General features: G+C 52.5%; 15 protein-coding genes. 8 read left to right on the top strand and 7 right to left on the bottom strand.

The genetic code is table 11. From position 1 onward, the window contains the following. Positions 1–3 precede the first annotated feature (3 nt). The 7 genes from R2K28_RS19770 (at position 4) to R2K28_RS19740 (ending at position 8647) form a co-directional block, all read left to right on the top strand. A complete protein-coding gene (locus tag R2K28_RS19770; RefSeq protein WP_316367181.1) occupies positions 4–1455 on the top strand; it encodes a glutamate synthase subunit beta in 1452 nt (483 codons plus the stop codon). Between the two features lie 96 nt (positions 1456–1551). Then, entirely contained in the window at positions 1552–4032 is a 2481-nt protein-coding gene (locus R2K28_RS19765; RefSeq protein WP_316369785.1) for a glycogen/starch/alpha-glucan phosphorylase, read from the top strand. Continuing rightward, on the top strand, positions 4029–4301 hold the full coding sequence (locus tag R2K28_RS19760; protein WP_316367179.1) for a YcgL domain-containing protein: 273 nt from the start codon (positions 4029–4031) through the stop codon (positions 4299–4301). Before R2K28_RS19765 ends, R2K28_RS19760 begins: the two co-directional genes overlap by 4 nt. Before the next feature lie 114 nt (positions 4302–4415). Continuing rightward, entirely contained in the window at positions 4416–5144 is a 729-nt protein-coding gene (locus tag R2K28_RS19755; protein ID WP_316367178.1) for a helix-turn-helix transcriptional regulator, read from the top strand. Between the two features lie 99 nt (positions 5145–5243). Next, complete coding sequence (locus R2K28_RS19750; RefSeq protein ID WP_316367176.1) at positions 5244–6155, top strand: hypothetical protein; 912 nt, start codon at positions 5244–5246, stop codon at positions 6153–6155. Between the two features lie 168 nt (positions 6156–6323). Continuing rightward, a complete protein-coding gene (locus R2K28_RS19745; RefSeq protein WP_316367174.1) occupies positions 6324–7316 on the top strand; it encodes a thioredoxin fold domain-containing protein in 993 nt (330 codons plus the stop codon). Between the two features lie 209 nt (positions 7317–7525). Next, positions 7526–8647: a beta-ketoacyl-ACP synthase III gene (locus R2K28_RS19740; RefSeq protein ID WP_316367172.1), complete on the top strand. Its 1122-nt coding sequence runs from the start codon at positions 7526–7528 to the stop codon at positions 8645–8647. Positions 8648–8686: 39 nt separating this feature from the next. Here the strand turns inward: R2K28_RS19740 and R2K28_RS19735 are convergent, their stop codons facing one another. The 6 genes from R2K28_RS19735 to R2K28_RS19710 form a co-directional block, all read right to left on the bottom strand. Further along, on the bottom strand, positions 8687–10159 hold the full coding sequence (locus R2K28_RS19735) for a phospholipase D family protein (RefSeq protein ID WP_316367171.1): 1473 nt from the start codon (positions 10157–10159) through the stop codon (positions 8687–8689). A gap of 110 nt (positions 10160–10269) precedes the next feature. Continuing rightward, positions 10270–10473: a SlyX family protein gene (locus tag R2K28_RS19730; protein WP_316367170.1), complete on the bottom strand. Its 204-nt coding sequence runs from the start codon at positions 10471–10473 to the stop codon at positions 10270–10272. An 18-nt stretch (positions 10474–10491) separates the two neighbouring features. Beyond that, positions 10492–10827: an ArsR/SmtB family transcription factor gene (locus R2K28_RS19725; protein WP_116448733.1), complete on the bottom strand. Its 336-nt coding sequence runs from the start codon at positions 10825–10827 to the stop codon at positions 10492–10494. Between the two features lie 4 nt (positions 10828–10831). After that, positions 10832–11698 carry a response regulator gene (locus tag R2K28_RS19720; protein WP_316367168.1) on the bottom strand — a complete coding sequence of 289 codons (867 nt, stop codon included), beginning with the start codon at positions 11696–11698 and terminating at the stop codon, positions 10832–10834. Then, positions 11695–14055, bottom strand: a complete 2361-nt coding sequence (locus R2K28_RS19715; RefSeq protein WP_316367167.1) for an ATP-binding protein — start codon at positions 14053–14055, stop codon at positions 11695–11697. The genes R2K28_RS19720 and R2K28_RS19715 overlap by 4 nt, the downstream gene beginning before the upstream one ends. A gap of 28 nt (positions 14056–14083) precedes the next feature. Then, positions 14084–14551, bottom strand: a complete 468-nt coding sequence (locus R2K28_RS19710; protein ID WP_316367165.1) for a peroxiredoxin — start codon at positions 14549–14551, stop codon at positions 14084–14086. Between the two features lie 495 nt (positions 14552–15046). On the opposite strand from R2K28_RS19710, the gene R2K28_RS19705 reads away from it, so the two are divergent. Beyond that, positions 15047–16135 carry an XrtA/PEP-CTERM system-associated ATPase gene (locus tag R2K28_RS19705; RefSeq protein ID WP_316367164.1) on the top strand — a complete coding sequence of 363 codons (1089 nt, stop codon included), beginning with the start codon at positions 15047–15049 and terminating at the stop codon, positions 16133–16135. A gap of 36 nt (positions 16136–16171) precedes the next feature. Here the strand turns inward: R2K28_RS19705 and R2K28_RS19700 are convergent, their stop codons facing one another. Beyond that, positions 16172–16396, bottom strand: a complete 225-nt coding sequence (locus R2K28_RS19700) for a hypothetical protein (RefSeq protein ID WP_116447469.1) — start codon at positions 16394–16396, stop codon at positions 16172–16174. Positions 16397–16404 lie beyond the last annotated feature (8 nt).

Raw genomic sequence — 16404 nt, 5'->3', positions numbered from 1 at the left:
AAGATGGGTAAGCCAACAGGATTTAAAGAGATTGCTCGGCAGGACAGGACCTATGCGCCTGTGGCGGATCGTATCATCCACTACAACGAATTCGTGATACCCATGAGCGAGGAGAATGTCAGTCAGCAGGGCGCACGTTGCATGGACTGTGGCATTCCCTTCTGTCACAACGGATGTCCGGTAAATAATATTATTCCGGATTGGAACGACCTGGTTTACCGGGGTGATTGGCGTGCGGCGATCGATGTGCTGCACAGTACCAATAACTTTCCTGAATTCACCGGACGCATCTGTCCTGCACCCTGCGAGGCGGCCTGCACCCTGAATCTGGATGATGAGCCGGTTACCATCAAGACCATAGAGTACAGTATTATCGAAAAGGCCTGGAGCGAGGGTTGGGTGAAACCCCAGATTGCCGATCATAAGAGTGGTAAACGGATCGCGGTTGTAGGTTCAGGACCGGCGGGCATGGCAGCCGCGCAACAACTCGCCAGGGCGGGGCACGCAGTGGTGTTGTATGAAAAGCAGAACCGTATCGGCGGTCTGTTGCGCTATGGCATCCCCGACTTCAAACTGGATAAGAAAGTGATCGATCGTCGCATGGCCCAGATGCGCACCGAGGGGGTCGAGTTCAAGACAAGTATCCATATCGGTGTCGATATACCCGGTAAACAGTTGATGGATGATTTTGATGCGATCCTATTGACCGGTGGCTCGGAAAAACCCCGTGACCTGCCGATCCCCGGGCGTGAGTTGAACGGTGTCCATTTCGCCATGGACTTCCTGCGCAGCAACAGCCACCGGGTTCAGGGCGACAAGGTGGACAACTTTATCTCTGCTGAAGGCAAGCATGTGGTTGTCATCGGTGGTGGTGACACGGGATCTGACTGTATCGGTACCTCGAACCGACATGGGGCGGCCTCCGTCACCCAGTTGGAGATCCTGCCGAAACCCCCTGAAAAGGAGCATAAGGGTACCACCTGGCCGGATTGGCCAAACAAGATGCGTACCTCAAGCTCTCAGGAGGAGGGGTGCGAGCGCATGTGGCAGATCGCTACCAAGGCCTTCCTGGATGACGGTGAAGGCAACCTTGCGGGTGTGCGATGTATCAAGGTCGAGTGGGAGAAGGATGAGAGCGGCGCCTGGAAAATGAGCGAAGTCGCCGATTCTGAATTCGAGATCAAGGCAGACCTGGTGACCCTCGCAATGGGCTTTGTCCACCCGGTTCATGAAGGCATGCTCGAAGAACTGGGTGTAGAACTCGATGGTCGCGGTAACGTCAAGGCATCGACCGACGGAGGAAGCGCCTATAAAACCTCCATCGACGGTGTGTATGCCGCTGGCGACATGCGGCGTGGTCAATCCCTGGTGGTTTGGGCAATCCGCGAAGGACGCCAGGCTGCGCGCGCGGTGGATGAATATCTCATGGGAACGACCGATCTGCCTCGCTGGTAACTGTCAACCTGAGACCCGGTGGGTATGGATCCCAGCGGCTTTTGTGTCAATGTGGAGAGTACGATGCCAAATAGAGAGACCCCCGTTGCCAAGCCGATGAAGCAGGCATGCAACCCTTTGGCCCCGCTGCCTCCACTGGGCATGGATGCGGAGGCCATCGGATTCGATTTTCGCCGCTATTTCGCCCATACCCTGGGTCGGGACGATCACTGTACTTCCAGTCACTATCCCTATAAGGCTCTCGCCTTAGCGGTCCGGGACCGCTTGATCGAGCGCTGGAAAAACACCCGTTCCACCTACGAGGAAGAGGATTGCAAGCGGACATTCTACCTTTCGCTGGAATTTCTCATGGGGCGTACCCTGAGCAACGCCATCCTCAATCTTGATGTGAGTGAACAGGTCAGCCAGGCCTTTATCGAGTTGGGTATCAATCTGGATGACATTCGTGAAAGCGAGCCCGACGCCGGGCTTGGCAATGGTGGCCTGGGACGTCTGGCAGCCTGTTTTCTCGATAGTTGCGCTACCCTGGAACTCCCGGTCAGGGGTTATGGATTGCGTTATGAATATGGCATGTTCCGTCAGCATATCGCCAACGGTTTTCAGATCGAGGATCCCGACCATTGGTTACGGGACGGCAATCCCTGGGAACTTGAGCGTCCTGAGTATACCCAACGCATCAAGTTCTGCGGTCACACCGAGCATATCAATGGTTCTGTACGCTGGGTCGATACCCAGGACGTACTGGCTGTGCCCTACGATCTGCCGGTGCCGGGTTACCGCAACGGTACGGTTAACACCCTGCGCTTGTGGAAGTCGGCGGCGACAGACGAATTCAATCTGGAAGAGTTCAACGCCGGCAGTTATACCGAGTCGGTTGAGGCGAAGAACAATGCAGAGCATATCACCATGGTGCTCTACCCGAACGACGCCAGTGAAAATGGCAAGGAGTTGAGGCTACGCCAGCAGTACTTTCTTGCCTCCGCAAGTCTCAAGGATGTGATCAGGGAGTGGACTGAGAACCATAGTAGCTTCCATGACTTCGCTGACAAGAACTGCTTTCAGCTAAACGATACCCATCCCAGCATCTCAGTGGCGGAACTGATGCGTCAATTGATGGATGAGCATGGACTGAGTTGGGACCAGGCCTGGGATATTACCGGCAAGACCATGGCCTATACCAATCATACGCTACTGCCCGAGGCACTTGAACGCTGGCCGGTAACACTGTTTGAGTGCCTGTTGCCGAGGCTGTTGGAGATCATCTACGAGATCAATGCGCGCTTCCTCAGTCAGGTTGCATTGCGATGGCCTGGGGATACCGACCGTTTGCGGCGGATGTCGATTATCGAAGAGGGTGAATCTCCGATGGTGCGAATGGCCTATCTGGCCATCGTTGGCAGTTTCTCTGTCAATGGGGTTGCAGCCCTGCATACCAAGTTACTGAAACAAGGGCTGTTCCAGGATTTCAACGACTTCTGGCCACAGCGTTTCAACAATAAAACCAATGGTGTCACGCCGAGGCGCTGGCTCGCCGCATGCAACCCGGGACTGCGCAGACTGCTTGATGAGACTGTGGGGAATGGTTGGATATCCGATCTTCCGGCACTGGAGAAGTTGCACGCCTATGCTGAGGACGCCTCATTCCAAGGCAAATGGCAGCAGGTCAAACGGGACAACAAACAGCGCCTGGCGGACTTGGTCAAGGTTGATTGCAATGTGGGGTTCGACACCGATGCCATGTTCGATGTGCAGGTGAAACGGATCCATGAGTATAAACGTCAATTGTTGAATATCCTCCATGTCATCCACCTCTACAATCGCATCAAGGCCGGAGACACAAAGAACTGGACTAAGCGATGTGTGCTGATTGGTGGCAAGGCAGCACCTGGCTATCAAATGGCCAAGCTCACTATCAAACTGGTTAACAGTGTTGCCAGGGTGGTGAACAATGATACTCAGGTGGGTGATCTGCTGAAGGTCGCTTTTATACCCAACTACCGGGTATCGGCGATGGAGGTGATTGCCCCGGGAACCGACTTGTCGGAGCAGGTCTCCACCGCGGGCAAGGAGGCATCTGGCACCGGGAATATGAAATTCATGATGAACGGTGCGGTCACCATCGGTACCCTGGATGGCGCCAATATAGAGATCCTGGAGGAGGTCGGTGAATCCAACTTCTTTCTGTTCGGTCTTGCCAGCAAAGAGGTGGAGGAGTTGCGCCACCACTATATGCCCAACCGGATTATCGATCAGGACAAGGATCTAAAACGGGTCATGCAGTTGCTGGAGAGTGGTTACTTCAACCAGTTCGAACCCGGTATTTTCGATCCCGTTATCGAGTCGATCCGCAATCCATACGACGCCTGGATGACGGCCGCCGATTTCCGGAGTTACATCGACGCCCAGGAACAGGCGGCAAAGGCCTATCAGGATCAGAAGCAGTGGACCCGTATGAGTATCCTGAACAGTGCCAAGAGCGGTCGTTTCTCCACTGACCGCACAATTGAGGAGTACAATCGGGATATCTGGCGTCTGAAACAGATGCCAATCCTATCGGTTACCGAAGCTGTAAAGTGAGCGTTTCGGAGCTGCCCTGCTGGATCTACCGCAGTCCACGCAAGGATGAGATGTACCTCTACACAGCTAAGGAAGATGACTTTTCATGTGTGCCGGAAGCGTTACTGAAGCGCTTCGGCACACCGATACAGGTCATGGAGATAGCCTTGACTGAGCAGCGAAAGCTCGCCCGTGAGGATGTTGTCGTGGTAATTGAAAATCTACGTTCCCAAGGCTTCCATCTGCAGATGCCACCGAAAATGGATGTGGATCTCTATCACGGCGATTGAATCCAAGCCACTTGCTGTAGATCAATAGGGATTTGATAATGCTGGCGCTATAGTCTAGGTTGCGCTGAAGCATCGCCATTAGTGGCTATCCGAATCGACAGGGGGTTGTGAAGGATGAAGATAGAGGATGTGATCGACGACATGCAAAACGCCGCTGGAGTAGGGCGGCTCTTCGATGCCTATTCCCGGGCGGTAGAATCATACGGTTATGATCGAGTGCTGCTGGCACTGTTATCGGATCACCCGAGACTTCATCAATCAGCCCAGCATGGGGTACTAAGCAGCTATCCTGAAGATTGGGTTGAGTACTACCTGTCACAGGGTTATGACGAGGATGACCCGGTAAGAATGGAGGCCAAGAGAGGGCTCTATCCCTTCAGTTGGAAGCAACTGCTGGCCAGGCAGGTGTTGAGCAAGCGGCAACAGGTGCTATTTGAAGAGGCCGCCGATGCCCATCTCCATGATGGCTTGGGTATACCCCTGCATGGGCCTGGTGGCACTACCGCCGGCATTGGTGTTGCCAGTTCTTGCAAAGGAGTCCCCTTTGATACCCAGGCCCTTTGGGCTATCCACAACCTTTCCATCCAGTTTTATGCCTGTTATTGGAGCCTTAACGAAAAAACTTCAAGTCGGACACGCCGTATCAAGCTGACGCCCAGAGAGGCGGAGATTCTAAGATGGCTGGCATCCGGACTGACCAAGTCGGAAGTGGCCGACAGGCTGATAATCTCCTACCACACAGTCGATTTTCATACCCGCAGTATTTTGCAGAAATTCAAAACCGGAAGTATTACCGCTGCGGTCCATTTTGCCACCGCCCAGGGATACATCGCATTGGATTAAGTTCACGTTAACGGTGAGGGCTACGTATATACGTAGGTTACGAACCCTTATTTGCAAAATATTATTCAAACTTGGATTTAATTGAATAGGGGTAGGGAGATGAGACAGGAGAATTATACAGCACGCGGACTTGGAGTAGTGGCCCTGTTATTGATCAACGGTTGCGGCGGGGGATCGGGCGGCTCATCGGATGGGGAGGTCTTGACCGGACGGTTTCTCGATAGCGCCTGTGCTGGTTTGACCTACTACACCCAATCGAGAAGCGGTGTTACCAATGCCAATGGTGAGTTTAGCTACCTGGCGGGTGAGACGGTGGTATTCGGCCTCGGCGACCTGGAGTTTCCCGCGGTTACTGCCGCTCACATTCTGACCCCGTTGGAACTTGCAGGCGTGGAAGATATCAACGACATGGGCGTGGTCAACATGGCGAGGCTTCTGCAATCCTTGGACCAGGACTGTGATCCGGACAACGGTATTACCATCAGTGGTGAAGCACTGCTTGCGGCGACCGGAATGGAGATCGATTTTGAAGATCCAGACTTTGATTCAAAGGTTGCAAACCTGGTTGCCAATGGGGGTCAGCAAAATTCAACCTGTACAACTCTCATCGATGCGGATCAGGCTATTGCGCATCTGCAAAGTACGTTGAATGCGCTGAACGACCAGACCGAACCGCCGATAGGAGACGGTTTGGCGGGCAAGGTCGGGCTCTGGGAAGGCGAGGGACAACAGCCCGGGATTTCATGGACCATAAGCATCGATCTCCAGCTCGATCAGCAGCTTATTGAGTATCCGTCATTGAACTGTGGCGGATATCTCACTCTGATGGAGGAGAGTGATGCACAATTACAGTTCAGGGAGACGATAACTTTCGGCACCAATGTCTGTTGTGACCAGGGCATAGTTGAGTTGACAGACCAATCAGAAAACGAGTTGGTCTACAGGTGGTTTACCGATGGGCTTAGCGATCCATGTGATATTGCGGTCGGAAGCCTGACAAAGGTCGAATGACCTCACCCATTGCAGGGGCCTCTGGTTAATTCAGAGGCTCCAGCATGGGAATGCATATCTCAGTCAGAGCTGTATTTATGGTTATTGGTTTCGATATTGCCATGTCCCGTCTCCAAGCCTGATAAATTGAATAGGCTGCTTTTGAAAATTGAGGGAGGAGTACCTGTAATGAGGGACATCGCAGCTGTAGTTGCAATAACACTCTTACTATCGATCGCTACACCACTCTATGCACTCACTGAAAGTGAGTACAAGAGCCAAACCGATGCTATCCCATCTGATGAAATGATTGTTTACGATTCGATCGCTAAGCAGCGTCATATCACCGTGTTTACTGACATCGATTGTGGGTATTGTAGAAAGCTGCACGCGGAAGTGCCGGTATTGAATGCCTCTGGCGTGGATGTGCGTTATGTGGCATTTCCCCGTGCCGGAATAGGCTCGGACAGCTATAAAAAATATGTCTCGGTCTACTGCGCGGACGATCCGAAGAGCGCGTTGACAGATGCTAAGATGGGGATGGTGTTGAAGCCGGTAGACTGCTCCAATCCGGTTAAGAAAAACTTCGATTTAGGTAAGCAGTTGGAGGTTAAGGGCACACCCATGATAGTGGTGGACGACGGCTCGGTCATCAGTGGTTATATGAAGGCGCGCAAACTGCTGCGTCGTATGAAGCTTGCCTATGTCAAACCGCCCAAAGAAAGCGAGATGTTTCCTAAGGTTGCAGCAAGTCGCATTACGCCGCAGCAGTATTTAGTCATTAACAAGACTCATCTCTACACTCGCCCGGACATGCGCATGCAATCCATGGGTACAATGGATCCCGATGTCGTGCAGAAGTTCAGCCTGGAAATTGAGGTGGAGGGTGAACGCTGGTTGGGCTTCAAGCAGAAAGGAACTCAATATTACACACAGGCAAATAATCTGAAGCTGATCCCGGCTGTAAAAACCACAAAGATAAAATCTTCAAAATATTTGGCGGTCAGAACAACAGCGATCTATATTTCACCTGATAAATCGGCTAAAAAGATGGCCGATATGCCAGCTCAGAGTTATTACAACTTTAATTTTGAAGTTACAAATGAGAATGGGCGTTGGTTGGGTTTCAGGCAGAACGGGATGAAATTTTATGTCCCTGCTGCTGATCTGGAGGAGATATAATCGGTTAAGAGCGTTAAATTCTGCGCATCCTGGCTAATCACGCTGCAAAGTATGCTTCCGATAATCCATTCTATGACCGTTTATGAGTGTATAGGCTTCAACAAGAGAATGATGGTGTAATATACGCTATAGGAATACTCGTTTTTAAATTATTTCCAGGAGGAAATGGTCGTCGTTAGCTGTGATGTGAAGAATATTGAGGAACAGAAGTGACTGATATCCTAATAAGCGGTAGTGGACTCTACACTCCGCCGCATAGCATAAGTAATGAAGAGTTAGTACAGACATTCAACCAGTATGTGGATCTATACAACTCCCAGCATAGCGACGAAATAGCCTCCGGAACACTGGCGGCGTTGGAATATTCTAGCAACGAGTTTATCGTCAAGGCCTCCGGTATCAAGAGCCGCTTTGTTGTTGATAAAGAGGGTATTCTCGATCCACAGCGGATGCGTCCGAATATCCCTGAGAGGGCGGATGAGGAGCTCTGCCTGCTCGGCGAGATCGGTGTGGCGGCGGCAGAGCAGGCCCTTGAACGCGCCCGTCGCAAGGCGCAAGAGATCGATCTTGTGATCGTGGCCTGTTCCAATCTGCAGCGCGCTTACCCGGCAATCGCCATCGAGATCCAGCATCACCTGGGTTGCTCAGGCTATGGCTATGATATGAATGTGGCCTGCTCATCGGCCACTTTCGGCATAGGTGCCGCCGCGGATGCAATACGCTCGGGTACGGCCCGTTGCGCGTTGGTGATCAATCCGGAGATTACCTCGGCCCATCTCAATTTTCGTGATCGTGACAGCCACTTCATCTTTGGCGATGTGGCCACCGCGGTGGTGGTCGAGGCCGAAGCGGGCTGCCGTTCGGACAGCGCCTTCCGTATACTGGGCACACAATTCAAAACCGAGTTCTCCAACAACATTCGTAATAATTTTGGTTTTTTGAACAACTGCCATGCGGAGACCCGGGACAGCAACGACAAGCTATTCAGACAGAATGGCCGCAAGGTATTCAAGGAGTTGCTGCCTCTGGTCAGCAGCGTGATTCATGATCATCTGCAGCAGATGCAACTGGAGGCGTCGGATATAAAGCGTTATTGGCTGCACCAGGCTAACCTGACCATGAACCTTTTTGCAGCTAAAAAATTACTCGGTCGTGATCCCGATGACCAGGAGCTGCCCATCGTTCTCGATCGCTTTGCCAACACCAGTTCTGCTGGATCGATTATCGCTTTTCATCTCTATAGCGACGACTTGTCATCTGGCGACAAGGGGCTGCTGAGTTCCTTTGGCGCCGGTTACTCGGTGGGCAGTGTGATACTCGAGAAGTGTTGAGCGAATCCAGCAAGGATAGCGGTTAAAACAGGGCATGTGTCAGAGGATGGGCTCGAGGGGCAGCAAGCCCCAGAGATTCACTTTTAACTTTTTACTCAAGCCGACTTCCTGGTGCTGATCAGAGACACTTGCCTGCCAGCTGTTTTCCGGCGCCATATCCTGGCGAATCGCCTGGGCCACCTGTTGTGCAATCCTCTCGTCACGTATCACCAACCCGACTTCCGTATTGAGGTTCGCGGACCTGGGATCGAAATTGAACGTGCCGATGTAGGTAACTTGGTCATCGATAACCAATGACTTGGCATGCAGGGCGAATATCGGTACCTCCTTCCCCAACGATTCATGACGATCGATGAGATGGCGATAGATGCCTGGCCTGGGCTTGAATTCAAAGATCTTGATGCCGAGATCCAGGAGTCGCTGTTTCTGTTTCTCATAGCCCGAATAGGCCTGCAGATTATCAGTGGATGCGAGGGAGTTGGTAACTATGGCGATATCGATGCCTTTTGCCACTAATGCGGAAAAAAATTCAAAACCCCCCTCCGGCATGATCAGGTAGGGGCTTTCAATAAGAATCTGATGTTGCGCCTCCAATAACAGATTAATCAATGAAGTGGTTGTTTGTCCGCCGCCATCAAGCCCATCGGTACTGCTGTTCTTGCCGGGGATATCACGAAGATATTCCACGCTGGTCCAGTGCATCATGGTAATAATATTGTCGAAACGCCTGCCCATGTCAGTGATGGCGTCACGCACTTCAGGGGCAAAATTCCCTGGATTTTGGGCATATTGATGGAGCCAGTCGGTGAAGCGGTGGACTTGGTCTTGCGTCAGCCTTTGCTTCTCATCCGCCAACAGGTTGTCGAGGGGAACCGAGAGCGGGCTTTGCCAAAAGGCATCGAAGCTCTGTTGTATCTCGGGTAACACGGCGCCGGCTACCATCACATCCCGGTCGCGAAAGTTATAGGTATGATCATAGTCGTAATACTCATCCGCCATATTGCGCCCGCCGGTGATGGCGAGGGTTTGGTCATAGATCACCACTTTGTCATGCATGCGTTGATTTGAACCGCGAAAGTCGGTGATCAGTTGCCAGAGCTGGGAGAGAAACCCCCGACCCACGGAGTGTAGCGGATTGTAGATCTTGATCTGGATATTGGGATGGGCATTCAGCGAAAGCAAGGTCTCCGGCTCGGCGTCGATCAGCAGGTCATCCACGATCACCCGTACCCTGACACCCCGTTCGGCGGCACTGAGCAGGCTTTCGCTGGCCAAGGTGCCGATAATGTCGGTACTCCAGATAAAATACTGCACATCGATGGCTTGCGCTGCTGTTTGGGTCAGCCAGGCCCGTGTCAAAAGTGACTCTTCCCCTTTCTCCAGGACATAGACTGCGCTTTTTCCGGGGTGCACACGGCCCGATTCAGCCAATCTATCCATCGTCCCTGCATTGATGTAAGAGGCGTGCAACAGCAGCAATAACAGGGTATGTAATAGTGCGCTGTGTTTCATGTGTATTTATGTGTGATGTATAGGGTCGTCCCTGCTGCAAAAGCCGTATCGAATCAGCCTGCAACCAGATCGTTAGCAAAGTAGATGAGAGTCCATGGGGCGTTGCATGTTTAGTAATGAGGTGGGGGCGGTTCCGTTTCACCGGACTGCAGCGGAGACGGCTCCAATGCCTGCAGTTTCTGACGCAGGGTATCCACGCTCCTGCTCAGTGAGTCGATCGTTTGTTGCTGTTCCACCAGGGTCTCGCTGAGGGTATGTATGGCCTCTTCCTGAAAAGCCAAGCGGCTCTCAAGATCGATAATACGGTCGTCCATCGTTGTCAGTATCTTTGCCTATCTTGGATAACGGTCATCGAGATTGGCGGGGCAGAGTACATTCCGCATGATGCCGATCAGATCCAGCAGTTGGTGGTTGCGGATCCGGTAGTAGATGCGGTTTGCCTCTTTGCGTGATACCACGATGTTTTTATTTCGCAGCTGCTCGAGGTGTTGTGAGATATTGCTCTGGGAGGTACCGGTTCGTTCTACGATTTCGCCAACTGAGAGTTCACTCTCCCCCAGTGAGCAGAGAATCTTCCAACGCAACGGATGGGCCATGGCCTTGAGGGCATTGGCGGTGAGCGAGGTATCTTCTTCTTCAGTCAGGCGCGGATCGATTGGCTCGTTCATTGTTTCAAGCTCCTTCGGATGCGTTTTGCACCGCATCCATTTCGCGGATATAACCTGTCATATCCTTTGCGATACATATAATATGGCTGATATTTCCCGCGTTGTCTTTAACTGCGGTGCGGGAGAAAAGGATGGGTACGCGACGTCCATCTTTGGCGATAAAGCTGGCCTCGATTCGGCTCAAGGCCCCGGTGCGTATCAACGCCTCCAGCCAGGTGCCGAAAAAGGCCCCGGCCTGCTCCTCGGCCTCCTCTTCGAAAACATCCCCGATGGACATCTTCAGCAGGTCGGCTTCACTGTAGTCGAGCATCTTACAGGCAGCGGGGTTGACCGATTCGATCTCCCCCTCGGGATTGAGCACCAGTAATGCCTCGCCCATATAGGTAATGATGTTCTCCAGGTGCTGGTGCGCGGCGGCCAGCTCGGCGGTTCTTTCCGCCACTTTTTGTTCCAGGATCTTGTTGAGTTCACGCTCTTTTTCGATAAGCCTGAAATAGGTGCTGATCTTGTTCAGCAGCTGGTTGTCATCGATGGGTTTGAGCAGGTAGTCGACGCCACCGACCTCATAGCCCTTGAGTTGGAACTCTTCTGTTTTGAACGCCGCAGTGAGGAAGATAATCGGGATATCTTTGGTCTTTTTGCGGATTTTCAGCATCGATGCGGTCTGAAATCCGTCCATCTCCGGCATCTGCACATCCAGAATGATAAGATCGATACCTGGCTCCTTGACCGCGGTGTCTAGGGCCTGCTGACCCGAGGTGGCCTCCAGAATCTCCACATCCATGTAACGCTCGACCAGTGTGCGCAGGGTAAACAGGTTGTGTGCGTGGTCATCCACGATCAGGAGTTTGAAACCGGCGTATCTCTTCATTCTGACTCTAAATATACCCTTAAAAGAGCCTGAAGTTTCTCCGGGGTGACCGGTTTGGTCAAGACTTCGTCTGCTCCCGCCTCCAGGCACTGTTTGCGGTCTTCGGCCGCATTCTTGGCGCTCAGGACTATCACTTTGAGTGTGTCGAGCTGCATTTTGCTGCGTATGTGTCTGATCGTATCATAGCCATCCAGCTCCGGCATCATGATGTCCATCAATACTATGTTGAAGTCCGGGTCATCTTTCAGTGTATCAAGCGCTTCCTGGCCGTCACCTGCTGCGGTTACCTCAAACCCCCAGCCCTCCAGTAAAGGGGTGAGTGCCAGCAGGCTCTGCAGATCATCATCCACCACCAAAATGCGGTTGCCGGCAAAGGGTGTCATCAGGGGCTCTGGCTGCGAGGTGAGGGTCAAAGTTGGGATCCCCTCCTGTATCAGTAGCGGTTCCTGGTCTGTCTGTAGCTCCACTTGATGGGATGAGAGGGTGCTGTGGTCGAGTTCCAGGGGCAGGCACAGGGTGAATCTGGCGCCGGCCCCCTCCTCACTATCAAGGCTGACCTCGCCGCCTAGCAGGTGGGCCAGTTCGCGGCTGATGCTCAGCCCAAGGCCGGTGCCACCGAAACGCCGGCTGGTGGAGCCATCCGCCTGTTTGAATGCCTCGAAGATCAGGTCATGCTTACTCTTGGGAATCCCCACGCCGCTGTCCTCGACAGCGAAGCAGAGCGGATGCCCCTCCTCCTCGGGATGCATAAAGATGCGCAGCTTGGCGCCCCCTTGATGGGTGAATTTGAGGGCATTGGAGAGGAAATTTTTCAGAATCTGACGAACCTTGTACTGATCCGACAGAATGGTTTCCGGCAGAGAATCCCCATATTCATGGGTCAGCTGCAGGCCCTTGGCATCGAACTGGGGTTTGACCATTTCAATGAGATCCGCAACCAGCGGTTTGACCGGGATCTGCTGCAGACTGATGCTGGCTTTTCCCGCCTCGATGCGCGACAGATCGAGAATGTTATCGATCAGGGCGCGTAGATCCCGGCCAGCCTCGTGAATCACCTGCAACTGCCCCCGCTGTTCGGTGGTGAGATTCTCAGGTGCCTCATTGAGCATCTTGGAGAGCAATAGGATGGAGTTGAGAGGGGTCCGCAGCTCATGGCTGACATTGGCCAGGAACTGGGATTTGTAGCGATTGGACTCCTCCAGCTGGCGTGCATGTTGGCGTTGTGCCTCGGCCTGCTTTGCATGATGCCCCGCCAGTTCTGTGAGCTGCTGCCCCAGCTGATGTAGCTCCTGCGACCCACGCCAGTTGAATGCCACAGGTTCGTCTTCACGCAGCACCCGTCCGACTCCATCCCGCAGCTTTTTTCCGAACTGTTCTGCCCGCAAGGCGATAATGCGGGCGACGATGAACAGGATAACCAAGGCGATGATTACAATGGTCATGACCCGGCTGATCAGGACATTGCGAAATTTATGCAGGGGTGAGGGATCGACTGGTCGTCCGACCCATAAGGGTCCTGAGCCCTCGGTGCTGAAGAGCGGAACCCAGATTACCTGTCTCCCTTGTCCTCCTTCCCAGAGTGCCAGGCTCTTTTTCTCGAAGATTGCCTGTAGGCCGGTGAACTCTTCGAAGGCGCGTGGCTTCGCACTCCCCTTGAGGCGCTCATCCAGGTATGTCCCATCGTTGGTAACCCAGAGTGTATTGCGGTAGGCGCGAGCCATACCCCCAACATCGATATTGATCACTACCGCACCCAATGGAGCCACCCGCTCCTGACGATCCGGGCCAATGATAGGGCTAATCATGCGCAGGGTCATGAAGCGGCGGGGATCGAGTTGGGAAGCATTTGGATTAAGACTGATCTTGCTGACTGCGACCCGGCCATACTCCTGGTGGATGTTATGTTGAAAAAAATCCCTGGAAGGCATGTCCGGTTTTTTAATCGTCGGTTCCCACTGTTGAGTGCGGCTATTCAACTCCAACCAGAATCGGGGATTGCCTTCAAGGTCAAGGAATAGGATCTGGAAAATATCCAGATGGTCTCGAAGAATCTGGTTGATCCACTTTGTGTAGCGTACCCTGGATTGGTCAATCTGCTCCCGCCCCTCTTCCAGTTCACGTTGTCCCAGGATAAGACCCGGTTCAGGGAGTTTTGCAAGCAGCCGCAACATCTCGTGACGACTTGCCAGATGTTCATCAAGATCGCGGAAATCAGCACGCAGGTTCTGCAGATAGGCCTTGTGATAGAAAAATTCGAGACGTTCCAGAACAAATGGCAGATTCGTCAGTACCATCGCTGTCAAAGGCGCGAAACCGAAGAGAAACAGCAGAATCAGTATCTGAGTACGAATTTTCACGGGTACATCATGGTTGCTTAGTCACTAATCATGTGAGCTTTTTAACCATCTCCAGAACCTGGGCAGCATGCCCTTTTGGTTTTACATCATACAACGTCTCTCTTATGATACCTGTTTTGTCGATGATGAACGTCGAGCGAAGAATGCCCATTCTTTTTTCGCCATTTTTCTCCTTTTCCCGCCAAACATCATAATCGTTGCACGCCTCTCCATCGGTGTCTGCCAGCAACTGTACAGTTAAGCCATGTTTGTCGCGGAATGCGGCGTGGCTGACACAGTTGTCCCGGCTGATACCTATTACCTGGGTCTCCATGGCTGAAAACTCATCCATCAGGTCAGAGAGTTCCAGTGCCTCAATGGTGCAGCCGGTGGTATCGTCTTTCGGATAGAAATAGATCACCAGGTTCTGGTTACCGAGAAACTGACTGGACTTGATGATGTGCATATCAGCGTCTGGCAATTCAAAGGATGGTGCTTTATCTCCAGGGTTGAGCATCTATTTTTCCTCGATATTGTTATGTCGGTCGTTTATCTATGTAGTGGCATCTTAGCCGATCTGGCCAAGGTGAAGGCTGGATGGGCATAGTGGCAAGATAGTAGACTCCCTGGATCTGGGTCAACTGCTGTTTGTGCAATTATTCGTTCAGCTGTGAGGGTGTTCCATCTTGCATGTCGGATAGTCACTGTCCATGGAAGGCCGTAATCGCCACAAGCCTGCTGATAGCGCCACTTCAGCATTGCGATGCCGGTGCAATTTCGCCGGTATCCTAGGCTTGAAATGGTGTGATTCTGCAATGTAATTGTCATATAGCGATTTTGGCCGGTGGTAGGCAAAACAGGTGATTCATAGCATAATGTCTGGATAAGGGATGGCCCTTGACTCCTTGAGCTATTCAAATGACCACGATTTGTATGGTCTTTTGTTTCGTAAGTGTTTGGTTGGTTGCCGGCACATGCAAGGAAGCACAGATATCAGATAAGGCAAATCCACATGTATGATGATTTTTACAAGCTTGACGGAAAACCATTCCAGCTGACGCCGGATCATAAGTTCTTCTTCAATAGTAAAGGCCATAATCGGGCCATGGCCTATTTGCGATATGGTCTTGAGCAGGGAGAGGGTTTTATCGTCATTACTGGTGGTATTGGTACCGGTAAGACCACCCTGGTGCGCAATCTGTTCGATGAACTGAGTAGTATGAATGTCATGGCGGCTCAGTTGGTTACAACCCAGGTTGATCCGGACGATATGTTGCGTATGGTATGCGCCTCTTTCGGTCTGGCCCACGAGGGGCTAAACAAGGCAACCCTATTGCATAACCTGGAGGCCATAGCGCGTGCCCGGCATGCGGAGGGAAAACAGATGTTGCTGGTGGTGGATGAGGCGCAGAATCTACCACCCCGGTCGGTCGAAGAGTTGCGCATGTTGTCCAACTTCCAGGTCAACAACAAGGCCCTGGTTCAGACCTTTCTCCTCGGTCAGGAGGAGTTCAAACGGACCCTGCAGAGCCCGGGAATGGAGCAGGTGCGGCAACGCATCATCGCCTCCTACCACCTGGATCCGTTAAGCATTGAGGAGACGGAAAAGTACATCTTGCATCGACTGCAGCTGGTAGGCTGGAAAGAGGATCCCACTTTTGCGGATGGGGTCTTTCCCATGATCTATGAGTTCACTGGTGGTGTGCCACGCCGGATCAATGCGATGTGCGACAGAATGATGCTGTATGGATGTCTGGAAGAGCTCCACACCCTGGAGAAGGATGCAGTACTCTCGGTGATGCAGGAGCTGGAGCAAGAGGTCAGCTTTGATCCGCCCACCACTCAAGGCGAGGAGCAATCACCTCAGCTCGCTTCCGTCTCCCCGCTTCACCCAAGTGCGGCGGGTGTCAATGGCAATCAGGCAACGGCAACCCAGCCCTCCCCGCAGACCGTGGCACATGCCGATGAGCTGGTGTATCGGATACAGGACCTGGAAAAGGAGATCAGCAGTCTGAAAAAGACCCTGAGAAACGAGCAGAAGCTGTTACGCAAGGCCATTCTGCTGCAGATGGATCTGGATGAATACGAAGACCTTGACTGAGTAGTTATTGAGAGGCCTGTTTGAACAGGCCTGGTATCAGTCCAGAGCGGGTCCGATCATTGCCTCAACAGGCTCGAAACCACGTGCCTCGAGGGCCTCCGCGATGTCCTCCCAACGGTAGTCACTGTTTGTCTCTTCTGCTTGAGCAATGATTCCGGTTGCGAAACGGTATGCCTCGTTGGTATCGAGATCCTTGGGGACCTTGACTAGCCGAATGTCATCAAAACGTGAGCTGGGTAGAACCATATACTTTTCTTTCATATCTGTTC

This window comes from Candidatus Thiodiazotropha sp. CDECU1, assembly GCF_963455295.1.
In the GTDB taxonomy this organism is placed as follows: Bacteria; Pseudomonadota; Gammaproteobacteria; order Chromatiales; family Chromatiaceae; genus Thiodiazotropha.
Note: the sequence above shows the minus strand (reverse complement) of the source record. Positions and strands in the feature narration are given on the sequence as shown.

Excerpts from the sequence above, each read along its gene's own strand:
- R2K28_RS19770 (WP_316367181.1), top strand. The coding sequence starts at position 4 with ATGGGTAAGCCAACAGGATTTAAAGAGATTGCTCGGCAGGACAGGACC.
- R2K28_RS19765 (WP_316369785.1), top strand. The coding sequence starts at position 1,552 with ATGAAGCAGGCATGCAACCCTTTGGCCCCGCTGCCTCCACTGGGCATG.
- R2K28_RS19755 (WP_316367178.1), top strand. The coding sequence starts at position 4,416 with ATGAAGATAGAGGATGTGATCGACGACATGCAAAACGCCGCTGGAGTA.
- R2K28_RS19750 (WP_316367176.1), top strand. The coding sequence starts at position 5,244 with ATGAGACAGGAGAATTATACAGCACGCGGACTTGGAGTAGTGGCCCTG.
- R2K28_RS19745 (WP_316367174.1), top strand. The coding sequence starts at position 6,324 with ATGAGGGACATCGCAGCTGTAGTTGCAATAACACTCTTACTATCGATC.
- R2K28_RS19735 (WP_316367171.1), bottom strand. The coding sequence starts at position 10,159 with ATGAAACACAGCGCACTATTACATACCCTGTTATTGCTGCTGTTGCAC.
- R2K28_RS19730 (WP_316367170.1), bottom strand. The coding sequence starts at position 10,473 with ATGGACGACCGTATTATCGATCTTGAGAGCCGCTTGGCTTTTCAGGAA.
- R2K28_RS19725 (WP_116448733.1), bottom strand. The coding sequence starts at position 10,827 with ATGAACGAGCCAATCGATCCGCGCCTGACTGAAGAAGAAGATACCTCG.
- R2K28_RS19720 (WP_316367168.1), bottom strand. The coding sequence starts at position 11,698 with ATGAAGAGATACGCCGGTTTCAAACTCCTGATCGTGGATGACCACGCA.
- R2K28_RS19710 (WP_316367165.1), bottom strand. The coding sequence starts at position 14,551 with ATGCTCAACCCTGGAGATAAAGCACCATCCTTTGAATTGCCAGACGCT.
- R2K28_RS19705 (WP_316367164.1), top strand. The coding sequence starts at position 15,047 with ATGTATGATGATTTTTACAAGCTTGACGGAAAACCATTCCAGCTGACG.
- R2K28_RS19700 (WP_116447469.1), bottom strand. The coding sequence starts at position 16,396 with ATGAAAGAAAAGTATATGGTTCTACCCAGCTCACGTTTTGATGACATT.